The organism is Arthrobacter sp. 4R501, from assembly GCF_002929755.1.
Classification (GTDB): domain Bacteria; phylum Actinomycetota; class Actinomycetes; order Actinomycetales; family Micrococcaceae; genus Arthrobacter.
Genome location: NZ_PJIW01000015.1, coordinates 1 through 14,914, shown reverse-complemented (window position 1 = coordinate 14,914; position 14,914 = coordinate 1). Strand labels below are relative to the sequence as shown.

The following is a 14,914-nucleotide window of genomic DNA, read 5'->3' as shown; positions in this document are numbered from 1 at the left end:
GCCTGTAAATTTGAACCCATGACCCCAAATCCCAAGACTGCCATGCACCGCGCCCTCGGTGTCTCAAAGGAGATCGAGGACGCGGCCTGGTTTGTGCTGGGTCCGGGCATGCAGGGCAAGCCGTCGGCCCTGGACGGGAAGACCCTGACCTGGACAGCGGAGGCCGCGGCGGAGCTGCTGGAGCGCCTGGACCGGGGAGCCGCGGACGCCAAGGCGCCCATGATGACCAACCTCCGGCAGAACCTCGAGGACGCCTCCCGGGAGGCCAAGCAGTTGGCCGTGGAGCTGCTCTTCCTGCAGTCACTGCCCCTGGCGCACGAGGTCAAGTCGCTGAAGGTCAAGCGCGCCCGGGTGGCGGAGGCCGCGTCCTGGCTGGAGACAGCGCCGGAGCCGCCGCTGGAGCTGCCCGAGGAACTCTACAAGGGGATGACGGACCACGGCGTGATCAGGGACCGCACCGCCGAATTCAACTGGACCATCTGGGACCACCTCAAGTGGCTCTGCCGGTTTGTGCAGCATGTGGACCAGCAGGTTCCGGCGGCCATCGCCAAGGCGCTGAAGGACCCGCTCAAGTTCCACGAGCTCGCCGCGGGCACCCCGGGGGACCAGCCCGCCATCCGCCGCAGCATCGAGTACCTGGCCTGGCCCAGCTACTTCGAGCCGGTAGTGGCGGACGTGGAGCGGCAGGAAATCCGCGACGCCTTCGCCTCGCTGGTGGGCGGGGCCAAGGGCGATTCCGACGAGGAAATCACCGCGGACATTAACCGGATCCGCCTGCACCTGGATGAACAGGCGGGCCAGCGCATCGACTGGTACGCCCGCCAGCTGGTCAGCCAGTGGCGCAAAGTGGGGGACCCCGGCCGCCGCGCGTGGCTGCTGCGTACCCACAGCGACAACACTGACCTCCTCACCGCGTGGCAGGACGAGGAGAAGGTGACGCTCGACGTCGAACATCTCCGCCACCTGGACCCCGGCGTGACCGCGGGGCTGGTCCAGCACGCCGTGGACGAGGACTACAAGCATCTCGGCTACGTGGAGCGGGAGGACACCAAAACGGCGGTGTTCGCCTTCCTCACCGTCATGAAGCCGGGCGACCTGGTGCTGTTCCAGCACGCCGGCACCGTGCGGCTGGGCGTGGTGCTGGGCGAGCCCGAGCACAACGATGACAACCGCCGCCTGCGGCGCAAGGTGCGCTGGCTGGACGACGACGGCCACGCCACCGCGGACCTGCCCCGCCACGTCCAGCGCCAGCTGGCCACCTCGGGGATCGTTGTTGACGTGACCAGGGTGGTGCAGGCGCTCCAGGCGCTCGTGCCGGCCGAGGCGGAACCGGAGGACGACGACGCCGACGCGCCTGACGCCGTCGTGCCCCCTGTGCAGGAGGGCTTCCGCCCGCTGAACCGCGACTTCGCGGATTCGCTGCACATGGACCTGGAGCCGCTGCAGGAGATCGCGGAACTGCTGGAGGAGAACCGCCAGCTGGTCCTGTACGGGCCGCCCGGAACGGGCAAGACGTACCTGGCCAAGCATCTCGCGGCGGAACTGGCCCAGGACAGCACGGACGAGCGGGTGAAGCTGGTGCAGTTCCACCCGTCGTACGCGTATGAGGACTTTTTCGAGGGCTACCGGCCGGACAAGACGGACGAGGGCCAGGTGGCCTTCAAGCTCGTGGCGGGGCCGCTGCGCCGGCTGGCCGAGGAAGCCGCGAAGCCCGGGAACGAAAAGAAGCCCTATTTCCTGATCATCGATGAAATGAACCGCGCCAACCTGGCCAAGGTGTTCGGCGAGCTGTACTTCCTGCTGGAATACCGTGACGACCGGATCTACCTGCAGTACAGCCCCAACGAGCCGTTTACGCTGCCCGACAACCTGTACATCATCGGCACCATGAACACCGCGGACCGGTCCATCGCCATGATGGATGCCGCCATCCGGCGCCGGTTCGCGTTCATCGAGCTGCACCCGCAGACGGAGCCTGTGAGGGGGTCGCTGCTGCGGTTCCTGCAGGCGCGGGACCTGGACACCACGCCGGCGCTGCTGCTGGACGCCCTGAATGCGGCGATCGACGAGTGGGACCGGGACCTGATGATCGGCCCGTCGTACTTCATGAAGACGGCCGCCCAGACTCCGTCGGGGCTGCGCCGGATCTGGAAATACGAGCTGATGCCGCTGCTTGAGGAGCACTACCACGGCCAGCTGACCCGGGCGCAGCTGGAGGAGCGGTTCGGGCTGGAGCAGCTGCTGGGACGCCTTGTTACCAGCTAAGCCGACCCACACTCCGGTGCACGGCGGCGCCGCGTCAGGAGGGGCCGTTCAGGGTGGCGCAGCGTTGGGTGGCGTGGGGCACAGCGGTGCCGCGCTGCACGGCCGCGGCCAGGCGGCTCGCCATCTGGTCCTCGACGAGCTGTCCAAAGGCGCCGTGGAACGCCTGGATGCCGCCAGCGCGGCCTTCGTGAACGCCAGCGGGCTGGCCAAGGCGTCCCCGATGGGCATGGGCTTGTACCGGATCGAGCCCGCTGGCAAGGTGGGGTCGGTCCGCACGGCCACGCTGCAGCTGGATGTGCGCCCCAAGGACCGGCTGGGGCTGAGCAGGCTCCTGTTCCTCCTCAGCTATGCCGGCAATCAGGGCTTCCGGGCCGATTCTGTGGCGGCCACCGAGGACCGCGAACTCTGGAGCGCGCTGGCCGAATCCCTCGCCCAAATGGCGGAGCGTGCGCTTGGCCGAGGAGCCTTGCAGGGCTACCTCACCGTTGACGAGTCCCTCCGCACGGTCAAGGGACGCATCCGGATTTCCGACCAGATCTCGCGCCGCCCCGGCATGCTGGTGCCGCTGGAAGTGTCCTATGACGAATTCACTGAGGACATCGCCGAAAACCGGATCCTGCGGGCCGCGCTGGAGCGGATGGGACAGGTTCCACGCGTCCGGCCGGAAGTGCTGAGCCGCCTGCGTCAGCTGAAGGGAAAGCTCGACGCCGTCACCCGCCTTCCAGCCGGCGCGCCCCTGCCGCCGTGGACCCCCAGCAGGATGAACGTCCGCTACCAGTCAGTGCTGCGCCTCGCTGAGCTGATCCTGCGGAATGCCTCCGCGGAGGCTGGGGAGGGGAAGCAGCAGACGGCTTCGTTTGTGGTGGACATGGCCCAGGTGTTCGAGGATTTTGTGGGCACGGCGCTCCGCGAGGCGATGGCTGCGTATCCGGGGGAAATGCGGCTGAAGTACAACGCTCTCCTCAGCGAGGCTGTCCACGATTCCGACAGGCTGTCCGTGCGTCCGGATGCGGTGCACCTTTTGGGCGGCCGGCCGGTAGTGGCCTACAACACGAAGTACAAGGCCGCCGCTGACCTTGGCGCGTCCCTGACCGCCGACCACTACCAGATGCTTGCCCACTGCACCGCCCTGGGCGTGCCCACCGCCTGGCTGGTCTATGCAGGCGCGGGCGAGATGAAGCTGCGGCGGATCCTTAACACTGACATCGACATTGTTGAGTTTCCGCTGGATCTATCGCTGCCGCCGTCGGACATCCTGGCAGCTGTGGGCGACCTGGCGCGGCAGTCCTGGGGCGAAGTGGTCCCCACCCGCCCCCTAACCTCGCAAGCTCGGCCAGGGAACCCGGCGGGCGTGGGCCCAGCCTAGGCCGGGAGGCTAAACCGGCACCCGGAACGTGAAGGTGGTGCCCTGGCCCAGTTTGCTTTCCACCTGGATGGTTCCGCCGTGGGCCTCCACGATTGCCTTGCTGATGGGCAGGCCCAGGCCCACGCCGGGAATGGCTGTCCGGCGGACGTTGCTGGTCCGGAAGAACTTGGCGAACACCTGGGCCTGGTCGTCGGCGCTCATGCCCATGCCGGTATCGCTGACGCGGCAGGCGACGTGGCCGCCGTCGTGCTCCAACGACACCAGGACGTTGCCGCCGTCGGGCGAATATTTGATCGCGTTCGAGACAAGATTGTCCAGCACCTGGGAGATGCGGGGGCCGTCCACGTGGGCCTCCAGCCTTGCTGGTATATCGGCTTTCAGCGCCACGCGGGAGGCGTCAGCCCGGGGCATCGCGGCGGACACGCTGGCCCGCACCAGTTCCGCGACGTCCACGGCGTGGGGGGTCACGATCAGTTGCCCGTTCCTGGTGGCCAGGAGATCGGACACCAAGGTGAGAAGCCTTTCTGAATTGCGCTTGATGATGTTCAGTGGATCCAGTTGGTCGTTGCCGGGATTGTCTTCCAGGAGAAGTTCCACATAGCCCAGGATGGAGGTCAGAGGAGTCCTGAACTCGTGGGAGACACTGGCGACGAAATCATCCTTGGCGGCCAGGGCGTCCACCAGGTCGGTCACGTCGCTGAAGACGATCACCGAGCCGGCGAACGTCCCGTCGGGGTCCTTCATGGCCCGGGCGCTGGTGGTGATGGCCCGCTGCTCCTTGCCGGCGCCCAGCCAGACCAGGTAGTCGGTGAACGTTTCGCCCAGGACAGCCCGGCGTACGGGGCGTTCCGCCACCGGGACTGGGGTGGTACGGTCTGCGGCGAAGACCAGCAGTTGGGACTCGTTCGGATCGTCGATGTCCTTCGGGCGGGCCAGTTCGTGGTTGGCGCGCTGCTTCCGGTTCATCAGGATGTCGTGTCCGTCAGCGTCGACGGCGAGGACGCCCAGGTGCACAGTTTCAAGAACGGAGTTGAGCAAGGCTTCCTGCTGCCTTGTGCTGCGCAGGCTTGCCTGGAGCTGCTTGTCCTTCTCCTCCAGGGTGCGCTGCTGCCGCATCATGCTCAGGGTCAGGACACTGACTGACACGCCGATTCCCAGCATCATGACGGGGACGAGCAGGGATTTCGCCAAGCTGGGGCCCGAAACATCCCCGCGAATCAGCAGCGGAACCCAGATGATGGCTAGGGGCCCGAAGAAGGACAACCACAGGGAGGCCCGCGGATAAAAGCCTGATGCGCACAGCCAGATGACGGGGAAAACCGCCAACAGACCGATGCCGGTCAGGCCCTCCTGCCCGCCCTCCCTGCCCAGGGCGATGGAGGCAAAGTCCAGGAGCGGAATGACCAGGAAGCTGGTGTAGGGCAGGCGGTCCCACGGCACGAAGTAACCCAGAGCCATGATGGCCAGCTGGGAAACGAGGAAGGCCACGAAGAGCGGGTTGTCCATCGTCCCCGGGAAAAACGCCCACATCAGCAATGCCGTCAGGATGGAGGTGACGAACAGCGGCGTCTGGCTGAGGACAACCCTGTCCGTCAGTCTGTATTCATGGAAGGGCCGCCGGAAAAACTTGAAGCGACGCGTGGCCCACGTTACGGGTTCACTCATGAACGGCGGCCTGAAGTGGGAGTATAGGGGAATGCATACCAGCAGGATATCGGCAGCGGGCTATACTTCTGACGTTGTCAAGCTGGCAGAGGGGGCTGAGGGGGCTGAGGGGCTGGTATGAGTGAAGCACGAGTGGGTCTGGTCATCGAGGATGATCAGGATATCCGGGAGTTGGTCCGCGCGGTCCTGACGCAGGCGGGTTTTGACGTCACCGTGGCTGGCAGCGGCTCTGAAGGGGTTAAGGCTGCGAGGATCTTGAAACCTGACGTCATAACGCTCGATTTGGGGTTGCCGGATATCGACGGATTCGAGGTCTCCCGCCAGATTCGCGAGTTCTCGGATGCGTACATCGTGATGCTCACGGCACGGGCTGAAGAACTGGATACTTTGATCGGTCTCGAGTCCGGTGCAGACGACTACCTCACCAAGCCGTTCCGCCCCCGCGAACTCCGCGCGCGGATAGCGGCGATGATGCGCCGGCCCCGGTCGGTACCGGACGCGGGGGAGAGCGCTCCCGTTTCTGATCGCACGGCAGACGCCGTTAGTGACAGCGGAAACGGTCATTACAACCACAACGGGCTGGAGCTGAGTTACGCCTCACGGTCGGTCAGCGTGGACGGCCAGGAGCTCAACCTGACCCGGACCGAGTTCGAACTCCTGTATGCCCTGCTCGAGGCGGGACGGACTGTCCGGACCAAATCGGACTTGGTGCGTCGGCTCCGGGACGAGGATTACGACGTCGGAAGTTACATCAGCGAGGCGGACGAACGTTCCGTGGAGGTGCACATGGGCAACCTCCGGAAGAAACTCGGTGATTCACCGCAGCAACCGCGCTGGCTGCAGACGGTCCGCGGCGTGGGCTACCGTTTGGCGCCTGGCGGGCGCTGAGCCTGGAGCCTGTGCAGGGTCTGGCGGCTGCACAGGTTGATCGGCCGGAGGTAGTTGACGGCAAGCTGCGGCAGTGCAACGGAAAGTTCCGCACTCGGTGACTCGTCCCGGATTGAACGTTCAAGGTCCATGGCCAGGCCCGCCAGCCGTTCCGCGCCCACCATCTGGCTCGATGTTTTGAGGCTAAGGATCGCGTCCACGGCCCCATCCAGGTCTCCGGTGGTCAAGGCCAGCCGCAGCTTGCCGATCCGGAGTGGCAGGCAGTCGATGAAGTTCCCTACGAAGACGCTGCAATAGCCCTCGTCCTCGTCGAGTTCGACCCGCAGCCGGTCAAGTACGGAGGGATCTACCAAGGGGCGCCCTGCGTCATCGGATGGTGCCATTTCCGTCCCTTCCGCTCGTGCCTGCCGCCCCCATAGCGGGATATGACCTGGTTTTGTGTCCACTTTCAGAGTAAATCTGTTACTTGGGGATGCAGCCGATCGGGAAAAGGACTGCGGGATTCCTGAGGAGACTGCGGGTTTTTCATAGGAGTTCATCTTTGCGGGCGCCGATCAATTCGGGAGGCGGCAAAGGCTCAAGTTTGACTCAAGTTCCGGCTGGCGTTCTTGCCTGCCGCCGGCTTGCCGGGCTATTTGCTGGCGCCGAGGAACTCCACCAGGTGGGCTTCGAGGGCGGAGCCGTCCTTCAACTCGCACTCCCACACGGTGAGCACCTCCCACCCGGCGGCCATTAACTGTTGGCGCTGGTCGGCGTCGCGGTCTTTGGTGCGCGTGCGCTTGGCCTCCCAAAAGGCGGCATTCGCCTTGGGCGCGTGCTGGCCTACGCGGCAGTCGTGGAAGTGCCAGAAGCAGCCGTTGATGAAGATGACCTTTCGCCGGCCGGCGAATACGAGGTCCGGGCGGCCGGGCAGGCGGCTTTGGCCGGCCCTGCCGTGCAGGCGATAGCGGTAGCCCTTGGAGTGGAGGAGGCGGCGCACCAGCAGCTCCGGCTTGGTGTTCTTGCCCCTGATGCGGGACATGTTCCAGCTGCGCTGCTCGGGAGTGAGCCTGTCCGCCATGATTCCAGCCTGGGAGCTCCTAGATTTCGCGCTCCGGCTGGTCTCCCAGCTCGAAATGGCGGCCGCTGACGGACGTGGGCACGATCTCCACGTAGAAGTCCTTCAGCGTCGGCACCCAAGATTTCAGGCCGAGCTCTTCGACGGCAGCGAGCTCGGCTGAGCTGGTGAGGACGCGCGCCGTTCCCCGCAGCACCACGGACCAGGCTTCGTCCGAGAGGATGCCGTCCGTTTCAAGCAGCACCCTTGAATTGATGGTGAGCTGCGCCAGCTTGTTGCCTGGTGCCGTGCGGAGGTAGATTTTCCGGTCCGAGGTGAGGTAGTTGACGGGGAATATATCTGGTTCGCCGGCAACGGAAACCACCAGCCGGCCGTGGCTGGTAGCTTCCAGGAGTTTCCAGGACTGCTCGTCGTCGAGTTCCAGAACGGGGTTGCCATCTGCGTGCGTAAACATCATAAATCCTATTCTTCTACGTTCGGTAGAAGAATTCTAGGGGTTGCGCGTGGGAATCCGGTTTGCAGGGGGCTGGGAGGGCGATTGTCCGTGTGACTTTTTATTGGTCCTTCGCGGTGGTAGAACCGATGGCGGGTGGCTGTGGATAACTTTCATCGCTCAAATGTGTCCTGGGCTACCCTTAAGGTCATTGTTCGGAGCGAGGCGTCTTGAAACTATCGGGGGATTAGCTGCCCATGACATCGCACATCACTTCCACTACTTCGCGGCGTTCGCGCCTGCACCTTGTTGCTGCTGTTGCCGCTTCCGTTTTGCTGTTGACCGGTTGCAACTCGGGTGGCGATCCTGGGGGCACCACGTCCGCGTCTCCGACTTCGACGGCAAGCCCAAGCGCAACGCCGACCCCGACGCCGACTCCTGCTTATGTGCCCGCCTCGGCTAGCGGACGTGCTCAGAATGTGCCGATGCCGGTGTTGCCGGAGGTTGCGAAGACGGAGACGAAGGAGGGGCTCGAGGCGTTCGTTCGCTATTGGTTTCAACTGTTGAGCTATGGCTATGAAACCGGTGACACCAAGCCGCTGGAAGGCATTAGCCGGCCGAACTGCGTCTTTTGTACGGGTCTTCGGGATGGACTGGCGGCGGCCTGGAGTGACGGCCGCTGGGTGGCGGGAGGAACCATTCAGACCCCCAGTATCGACGCGAACCTCAATCCAGGTTCACCCTCTCAGGCCACTGTTCAAGTAATTCAGGCCCAGATCGAAATTCGCATGTCCGACGGTGGGCTTTATCAAGATCCCACGAAGGCAACGAACAGGGCGAGTTTAGCCACGGCAACCTTCGGTGATAGCGGTTGGGTCCTGACTGATCTAAGCCTGATTCGCTAGTCATGTCCACTGCCTTTCTGACTCGGGCGTGCTTGCTCCTAACGACATTCTCTGTTGCCCTCACGTCGGCAATTTCGCCTCACGGCACTGCCACGCCGCCACCCAAACCACCGCCCATCGTCGTTGGCTTCGAAGAAAAGGGCCTAGGAGTGGGTGCCGACAATGTGATGGTTGATCCTGATACAGGGAGAATCGTGCCAGCGCCTCCAGGGATGGTCTCTACAGACCCCAACCAATACAAATACGAACTCCAGTGCCACCTCGGTGGTGGAGACTTCGATTCAGTGTGTATACGCGACCAGATTGAATGCCATAACGGGCCGGAAGGCAACGAGGAAGGCATTCCCGTAGTCTGGCTGAGCGCGCCCAGAGGCATCGCGAATCCTGTATGGTCCCACCATTCGGGACCCACTTGTCTCTACGATGCTCGGCCGGAGGACCTGCTGGCCCGCATTGCCGCCCAGATACAGCGGCAGTTCGAGAGCCTGCCTATCAACGCCGGAGCCGTGGTCGCGCAGCCCAGCCCCAACACGCTCCGCGGGGCCGAGACAAACTTCTACGCCGACGCTTCCGAGCAACAGTTTGATGTGACGATGCTCGGACAGCAGGTGCATATTGTCGCCACGCCGGTTCAGTACACCTGGAATTACGGCGACGGAACCGTCTTCGGTCCGCAGCCTTCCATGGGAGGGCCGCTGCCGCAGGACCGCTGGGGTGAGAAGACCCGAACGAGCCACGTCTATGCGGACACCGGTGACTTCCCAGTCGTCCTTACTACGTCCTTCCAAGGCACATATTCCGTGAACAACGGACCGCCGCTGCCCATACCGGGCCAAGGCCAGTTCAGCGCACCGCCTCAGTCCATCAGCGTCTGGCGATCCATCACCCGGAACTACGCCGACGACTGCAACCAGAACCCGCAGGGACAAGGTTGCCCCGGCGTGGCATCGTCCCGGTAGGAAGCTCCAGACGACGCCTATGAGGCGGCCGGCAACCGCGCCCGGAATCCAGACAAGCCACCCCCGCAGAGAGTGATCCGCGCCTCAACCGGAATACTTGCACGCGCCGGGCAGTTGGGCACAGCAGTACCAATTCACCTCGAAAGGAACTGCGCATGCTGTTTTCCCCCTTGACTCTTGGCGAGCTTGAACTGCCCAACCGCCTGGTAATGGCACCCCTAACCCGTCTCCGCTCAGGCGAGGACGGTGTTCCGGGTCCGCTGGTCGTGGAGCACTACCGGCAGCGCGCATCCCTGGGACTCATTGTCAGCGAAGGCATCTACCCGAGCCCCGCCGGACGCTCCTACCCGGGGCAGCCTGGTCTCGTCACCGCGGAGCAGATTGCAGCCTGGAAGAAGGTCACCGACGCGGTGCACGCTGAAGGCGGCCGGATCTTCGCCCAGATCATGCACGGCGGACGGGTTTCCCATGCGGACATCACCGGCGGCCACACCATCGTGGGTCCGAGCGCCGTCGCCATCGACGGCGAGGTCCGCACCCCGTCCGGCAAGCAGCCGTACCCCGTCCCGCACGCGCTGACCATCGGTGAGCTGCCCGTCGTGATGCAGGAAATCGTCACCGGCTCGATTAACGCCATTGAAGCGGGATTCGACGGCGTGGAGCTGCACTCGGCCAACGGCTACCTTCTCCACGAATTCCTTGCCCCGAACTCCAACGTCCGCGACGACAGTTACGGCGGTTCGCCGGAAAAGCGGGCCCGCTTTGTGATCGAAACGGTCAACGCCGTGGTGGTCGCGGTGGGTTCTAACCGTGTGGGCATCCGCATCTCGCCGGAGCACAGCGTCCAGGGCATCGCCGAGACCGATGCGGCGGATGTCCGCGCCACCTACGAGGTGCTGGTGGACAGCATTGCGCCGCTCAACCTCGCCTACGTCAGCATCCTGCACCACGAGCCCTCCAGTGAGCTGGTCCAGGATCTCCGGGCGCGCTTCAACGGCACGTTCCTGGTGAACTCCGGCTTCGGCACCATCACCACGCTGGAGGAAGCAACCGCGCTGGTGGCCGACGGTCATGCAGACGCTGTGGTGGTGGGACGCCCCGCCATTGCCAACCCGGACCTCGCGCGGCGCTGGAAGGAAAGCCTCCCCCTGAACGAACCGGACGCGTCCACGTTCTACGCAGAGGGCTCCGTAGGCTACACGGATTACCCCGCGTATTCGGCTTAGCGGTCAATGCTCGCCTTGGCCAGAGATTAACGACGACGGCGGCACCCGGCTTGGGTGCCGCCGTCGTTGGCTGCTCGGTGTGCTGTCCCGGCAGCCCGCGCCAAATAGCCATCCGACGGCTGTTTTGGCTCATTTTTCAAAATTGGCCCGCCCAGATTCACAAGCGCTGAGCGGTAACCCCAGAATACTCCAGCGACTGGATTATTGCTAGAGAAATAGCTACAGGTATGCCTCCCGGCCCGTCCCTTCGCGCATCACCAGCTTGTCGTCCTGAATGGAGACGAGCAGGCTTTTGGGCTTTCCGCTGACTTTGGTAATGGCTTTCAGGCCTCGGTTGGTGACTTCCACGCCCACCTGCGCCCCTTTCGCGGGCAGCTCCACGGACGCTTCGTAGGCTTCTCCCAGCAGCGGGTTGGTGGACACTCCCATATCGCGGCGGACCTCCTTGCCGTTGACCATAACGGTGATGTTGGCCTCGTCGAATCCTTCCTGAAAGACGATGAGCAGTTCCCGCATGGTGGCCTCTTCCTCGAAGTGATTACCTGTGACGGCATATCAACTACAGCACTTCACGGCCCGGAGCGGAATACCCCGGCCGGCTGCCCGGCCGGGCGCCGCTGGAGACGACCAGGCCCGTAGGGCAAAATGTTCAGGTGACCCAACTCCCGCACGTCCCGTCCGCCCCCACGTCTGCCCCAACTCCGGACAGCGCCATCCACGCCCAGATCGCCGCCGAGCTTGGCGTGAAGACCTGGCAGGTCAAGGCTGCAGTGGACCTGCTCGACGGCGGGTCCACCGTTCCGTTCATCGCCCGGTACCGCAAGGAAGCCACCGGGACGCTGGATGACACGCAGCTGCGCGAGCTCGACGAGCGCCTGCGCTACCTCCGCGAACTTGAGGACCGCCGTCGTACTATCCTCGAAGCGATTGCCGCGCAGGGGCAGCTGACCCCCGAGCTGCAGGCAGCGATCCTCGCCGCTGATACCAAGTCCCGGCTGGAGGACATCTACCTTCCGTTCAAGTCCAAGCGCCGCACCAAGGCCCAGATCGCCCGTGAAGCCGGGTTGGAGCCGCTCGCCGATGCGCTGCTGAAGCGGCCCGACCTGGACCCGGAACGCGAGGCTGCCAGGTACCTGAACGCCGAACACTCCATTGATGACGCGGCCGCCGCGCTCGCCGGCGCCCGTTCCATCCTCGTCGAGAGGGTTGCGCAGGATCCGGATCTCGCCGCAACCCTGCGCGAGCGGCTGTGGACGCAGGGGCGGATGGTGTCGCGGGTGAAGAAGGGCAAGGAGGCCGATGGGCAGAAGTTCGCCGATTACTTTGAGTTCGCCCAGGCGCCCACCGGGATGCCCTCGCACCGTGTGCTTGCGCTGTTGCGCGGTGAGAAGGACGGCGTCCTGGAGCTGGATCTCGCCGAGGCGGATCCGAACGACGACGACGCCCTGGCCGCCGCGCGTTCCCGCTACGAATCCGCCGTTGCCAGGTGCCTCGGGGTCGCCGACCGCGGCCGTCCCGCCGATTCGTGGCTGATCCAGACCGCGCAGCTTGCCTGGCGCTCGCGCGTGCTGGCCCGGCTGACCGCCGACCTCCGCGGACGGCTGTTCACCGACGCAGAAGACGAGGCTGTCCGGGTGTTCGCCGCCAACCTCCGCGACGTCCTCCTGGCCGCACCCGCCGGAAACCGCGCCACTCTTGGGCTGGACCCGGGACTGCGGACCGGCGTGAAAGTTGCCGTAGTGGACGGGACTGGCAAGGTGGTTGCCACCGACACGGTGTATCCGCACGCGCCTGCCCGAAAGTGGGACGAGGCCCTCGCCACCTTGGTGCGGCTGGCCCGGAAGCACAACGTGGAGCTGGTGGCCATCGGCAACGGAACCGCGTCCCGGGAGACGGACAAGCTTGCCGCGGAACTGATCAAGCTGCTGCCAGCCGCGGAGACGAAACCGCAGAAACTGGTGGTTTCCGAGGCCGGGGCGTCGGTGTATTCCGCGTCGGCGCTGGCCTCGGCGGAGCTGCCGGGCATGGATGTGTCCCTGCGCGGAGCCGTTTCCATTGCGCGGCGACTTCAGGATCCGCTGGCCGAACTCGTGAAGATCGATCCCAAGTCCATCGGCGTGGGGCAGTACCAGCACGACGTCACGGCGTCGAAGCTGGACCGCAGCCTGGATGCCGTGGTCGAGGACTGCGTGAACGCGGTTGGCGTCGACGTGAACACTGCTTCGCCGGCGCTGCTGAGCCGCGTGGCCGGCGTCGGACCTTTGCTGAGCGAAAACATTGTGGCGTACCGAAACGAACACGGGCCGTTTGCCAAGCGCAGCGAGCTCAAGAAGGTGCCCCGCCTGGGTGCGAAGGCGTTTGAGCAGTGCGCCGGCTTCCTGCGGATCACCGGCGGAGCAGAGCCGCTGGACGCGTCGAGCGTGCACCCCGAGGCGTATCCGATTGCCCGGAAAATCCTGGTGGCTGCGGGCTCGGCGCCGGCGTCGTCACTTGATCCGCGCGCTTTCGTCGACGGCACCTTTGGTTTGCCCACGGTCCAGGACATCCTGGCGGAGTTGGACAAACCAGGCCGCGACCCCCGACCCGCTTTTGCCGCGGCCACCTTCTCCGAAGGCATCGAGAAGATCTCCGACCTCAAGCCCGGCATGGTGCTTGAGGGGACCGTCACCAATGTGGCCGCGTTCGGCGCATTTGTGGACGTCGGAGTGCACCAGGACGGCCTGGTTCATGTGTCGGCGCTGGCCAACCGCTTTGTTTCCGATCCCCGCGAGGTGGTGAAGTCCGGGCAGGTTGTCCGCGTGAAGGTTCTGGAAGCCGATCCGGAGCGGAAACGGATCTCGCTCACGCTAAGGCTCGACGACGAGCCGTCGCCTTCGGGTGGGCGGGCGCAGGGCGGGCGTTCGGAGAGTACGCGTTCGGCGGGTGGGCGTTCGGAAGCCGGGCGTTCGGAAGGGGGGCGGCCTGAAAGCGGTCGGCCAGCTGGGGGACGCCCAGCAGGGGGCCGTCCGGCAGATGCGCGGCGAGACTCGAACGGACGCGACTCGGGTGGTCAGCGCGGATCCGGGGCGCCGCGCCAGGGAAACAACGCATCGACTTCGAAGCCCGATCCGAAGTCGTCCGGCGGCCGGCCGCAGGCACCGAAGCCAGTGCCGGTAAACACCGCCATGGCAGAGGCCCTCCGCAAGGCTGGCCTCGGCAAATAGACACGTGCTGATTGGCGCCCACTCGGAGTAGCTCGCTCAGTCAGCGGCCATGTTGGCCGTGGGAGTTGGTCGTCCGGCAACGGCTGGCGAATAGCGAGGTCACGGTCCAGCTCATGGTGTTCGGACAGGACTCGGTCCGGGGATCGCTGGCTCCGGATGTTCGGCCAGATATTTGGCCATATAGTCGGCCATTGCCTGGAAGTCGTCTGGCCAGGGGGGTGGTTCCCAGTCGGGGTGTTCGCTGGCGTAGTGCCGTCCGGTGGGTGATATCCAGCCGGGTGGTTCATTCTTGGTGGCGGTGGTGGGTTTCCAACCGGTGGTGTGTCTGAGTCGGTGGTGCTTGCGGCATGGCTGGCCGAGGTTACTGATCCCGGTACGGCCGCCGTGGGCCCAGGCGAGGAGGTGGTCTGCTTCGTTGTCCAGGGAGTGGTTGCTGCAGCCGGGGAACGGGCACTTTCCGTCGCGTAGTCGTAGCCATTGGCGTTGGGCTTTGGTCACGCGGTAGCTGGTCCGCCCGATCTCAAGGGGTGCGCCGTCGCGGGGATCGATCAGGACGCGGTGGAAGGACTCGGCGCCGTCGACGATGAGCTTCCGGGCCATGGACGGCGGGATCGGGCCGTACCCATCCAACATGGCCGGTTCGTCGGTGAGGCCCAGCAGCGCCATGACCGGGACCGTGATCAACACCTGCGCCCGCGGTGACGGAATACCGCCGCCCACTGCCATGCCCGGTTCGCCGCTGCCGCCGGTCACGTTCGTCATAACGCCGGTTCCGGCGCCGGCGATGTTGTTGCCGAGGAGCCAGGTGGCGACGGTGTCAGCGCGGAGCTGGCTGAGGTTCCGGTCCTCATGAGGCCCTTGGAGGGCACGGGCCGCAGAGGTGGTCCGGTTCCAGATCCCCGCGGCGGTGTCCGCCGGGAGGTAGGCGGAGAGCCAGGCCATGCCGT

13 protein-coding genes are annotated in these 14,914 nt (G+C 65.1%); 7 read left to right on the top strand and 6 right to left on the bottom strand.

The genetic code is table 11. From position 1 onward, the window contains the following. The first annotated feature begins 18 nt into the window (after positions 1-18). Positions 19-2,265: an McrB family protein gene (locus tag CXR02_RS15290; RefSeq protein ID WP_104062768.1), complete on the top strand. Its 2,247-nt coding sequence runs from the start codon at positions 19-21 to the stop codon at positions 2,263-2,265. A gap of 73 nt (positions 2,266-2,338) precedes the next feature. Continuing rightward, complete coding sequence (locus tag CXR02_RS15285; protein WP_258061004.1) at positions 2,339-3,631, top strand: McrC family protein; 1,293 nt, start codon at positions 2,339-2,341, stop codon at positions 3,629-3,631. 9 nt (positions 3,632-3,640) lie between these two features. Here CXR02_RS15285 and CXR02_RS15280 read toward each other — a convergent pair whose 3' ends face one another. Then, entirely contained in the window at positions 3,641-5,296 is a 1,656-nt protein-coding gene (locus CXR02_RS15280; RefSeq protein WP_104062767.1) for a cell wall metabolism sensor histidine kinase WalK, read from the bottom strand. A gap of 117 nt (positions 5,297-5,413) precedes the next feature. Between CXR02_RS15280 and CXR02_RS15275 the strand changes: the two genes are divergently transcribed. Continuing rightward, positions 5,414-6,184: a response regulator transcription factor gene (locus CXR02_RS15275; protein WP_181037253.1), complete on the top strand. Its 771-nt coding sequence runs from the start codon at positions 5,414-5,416 to the stop codon at positions 6,182-6,184. On the opposite strand, the gene CXR02_RS15270 is transcribed toward CXR02_RS15275, so the two are convergent. From CXR02_RS15270 to CXR02_RS15260, 3 genes are all read right to left on the bottom strand, one after another. Next, positions 6,157-6,567, bottom strand: a complete 411-nt coding sequence (locus CXR02_RS15270) for an Hpt domain-containing protein (RefSeq protein WP_104062765.1) — start codon at positions 6,565-6,567, stop codon at positions 6,157-6,159. The two genes, CXR02_RS15275 and CXR02_RS15270, sit on opposite strands and share 28 nt — an antisense overlap. 248 nt (positions 6,568-6,815) lie before the next feature. Continuing rightward, on the bottom strand, positions 6,816-7,244 hold the full coding sequence (locus CXR02_RS15265; RefSeq protein WP_104062764.1) for a very short patch repair endonuclease: 429 nt from the start codon (positions 7,242-7,244) through the stop codon (positions 6,816-6,818). 19 nt (positions 7,245-7,263) lie between these two features. Next, positions 7,264-7,698: a pyridoxamine 5'-phosphate oxidase family protein gene (locus CXR02_RS15260; protein ID WP_104062763.1), complete on the bottom strand. Its 435-nt coding sequence runs from the start codon at positions 7,696-7,698 to the stop codon at positions 7,264-7,266. A gap of 233 nt (positions 7,699-7,931) precedes the next feature. Between CXR02_RS15260 and CXR02_RS15255 the strand changes: the two genes are divergently transcribed. The 3 genes from CXR02_RS15255 to CXR02_RS15245 all read left to right on the top strand — a co-directional run bounded on the left by CXR02_RS15255 (position 7,932) and on the right by CXR02_RS15245 (position 10,764). After that, complete coding sequence (locus CXR02_RS15255; protein ID WP_104062762.1) at positions 7,932-8,579, top strand: DUF6318 family protein; 648 nt, start codon at positions 7,932-7,934, stop codon at positions 8,577-8,579. Between the two features lie 212 nt (positions 8,580-8,791). Next, a complete protein-coding gene (locus CXR02_RS23020) occupies positions 8,792-9,538 on the top strand; it encodes a PKD domain-containing protein (RefSeq protein ID WP_258061003.1) in 747 nt (248 codons plus the stop codon). Positions 9,539-9,693: 155 nt separating this feature from the next. Further along, positions 9,694-10,764 (top strand): alkene reductase, encoded by a 1,071-nt coding sequence (locus CXR02_RS15245; RefSeq protein ID WP_104062761.1) that lies wholly within the window; start codon positions 9,694-9,696, stop codon positions 10,762-10,764. A 219-nt stretch (positions 10,765-10,983) separates the two neighbouring features. Here CXR02_RS15245 and CXR02_RS15240 read toward each other — a convergent pair whose 3' ends face one another. Further along, positions 10,984-11,280: a hypothetical protein gene (locus tag CXR02_RS15240; RefSeq protein ID WP_104062760.1), complete on the bottom strand. Its 297-nt coding sequence runs from the start codon at positions 11,278-11,280 to the stop codon at positions 10,984-10,986. Between the two features lie 137 nt (positions 11,281-11,417). Here CXR02_RS15240 and CXR02_RS15235 point away from each other — a divergent pair, with 137 nt between their 5' ends. Then, entirely contained in the window at positions 11,418-13,967 is a 2,550-nt protein-coding gene (locus tag CXR02_RS15235; protein ID WP_104062759.1) for a Tex family protein, read from the top strand. Positions 13,968-14,078: 111 nt separating this feature from the next. On the opposite strand, the gene CXR02_RS15230 is transcribed toward CXR02_RS15235, so the two are convergent. Then, a partial coding sequence (locus CXR02_RS15230; protein WP_146072559.1) for an HNH endonuclease signature motif containing protein occupies positions 14,079-14,914 on the bottom strand: 836 nt, incomplete at its 5' end.

Coding starts and splice junctions, on each gene's coding strand:
- CXR02_RS15290 (WP_104062768.1), top strand. CDS start 19: ATGACCCCAAATCCCAAGACTGCCATGCACCGCGCCCTCGGTGTCTCA.
- CXR02_RS15255 (WP_104062762.1), top strand. CDS start 7,932: ATGACATCGCACATCACTTCCACTACTTCGCGGCGTTCGCGCCTGCAC.
- CXR02_RS15265 (WP_104062764.1), bottom strand. CDS start 7,244: ATGGCGGACAGGCTCACTCCCGAGCAGCGCAGCTGGAACATGTCCCGC.
- CXR02_RS23020 (WP_258061003.1), top strand. CDS start 8,792: ATGGTCTCTACAGACCCCAACCAATACAAATACGAACTCCAGTGCCAC.
- CXR02_RS15280 (WP_104062767.1), bottom strand. CDS start 5,296: ATGAGTGAACCCGTAACGTGGGCCACGCGTCGCTTCAAGTTTTTCCGG.
- CXR02_RS15275 (WP_181037253.1), top strand. CDS start 5,414: ATGAGTGAAGCACGAGTGGGTCTGGTCATCGAGGATGATCAGGATATC.
- CXR02_RS15260 (WP_104062763.1), bottom strand. CDS start 7,698: ATGATGTTTACGCACGCAGATGGCAACCCCGTTCTGGAACTCGACGAC.
- CXR02_RS15270 (WP_104062765.1), bottom strand. CDS start 6,567: ATGGCACCATCCGATGACGCAGGGCGCCCCTTGGTAGATCCCTCCGTA.
- CXR02_RS15245 (WP_104062761.1), top strand. CDS start 9,694: ATGCTGTTTTCCCCCTTGACTCTTGGCGAGCTTGAACTGCCCAACCGC.
- CXR02_RS15240 (WP_104062760.1), bottom strand. CDS start 11,280: ATGCGGGAACTGCTCATCGTCTTTCAGGAAGGATTCGACGAGGCCAAC.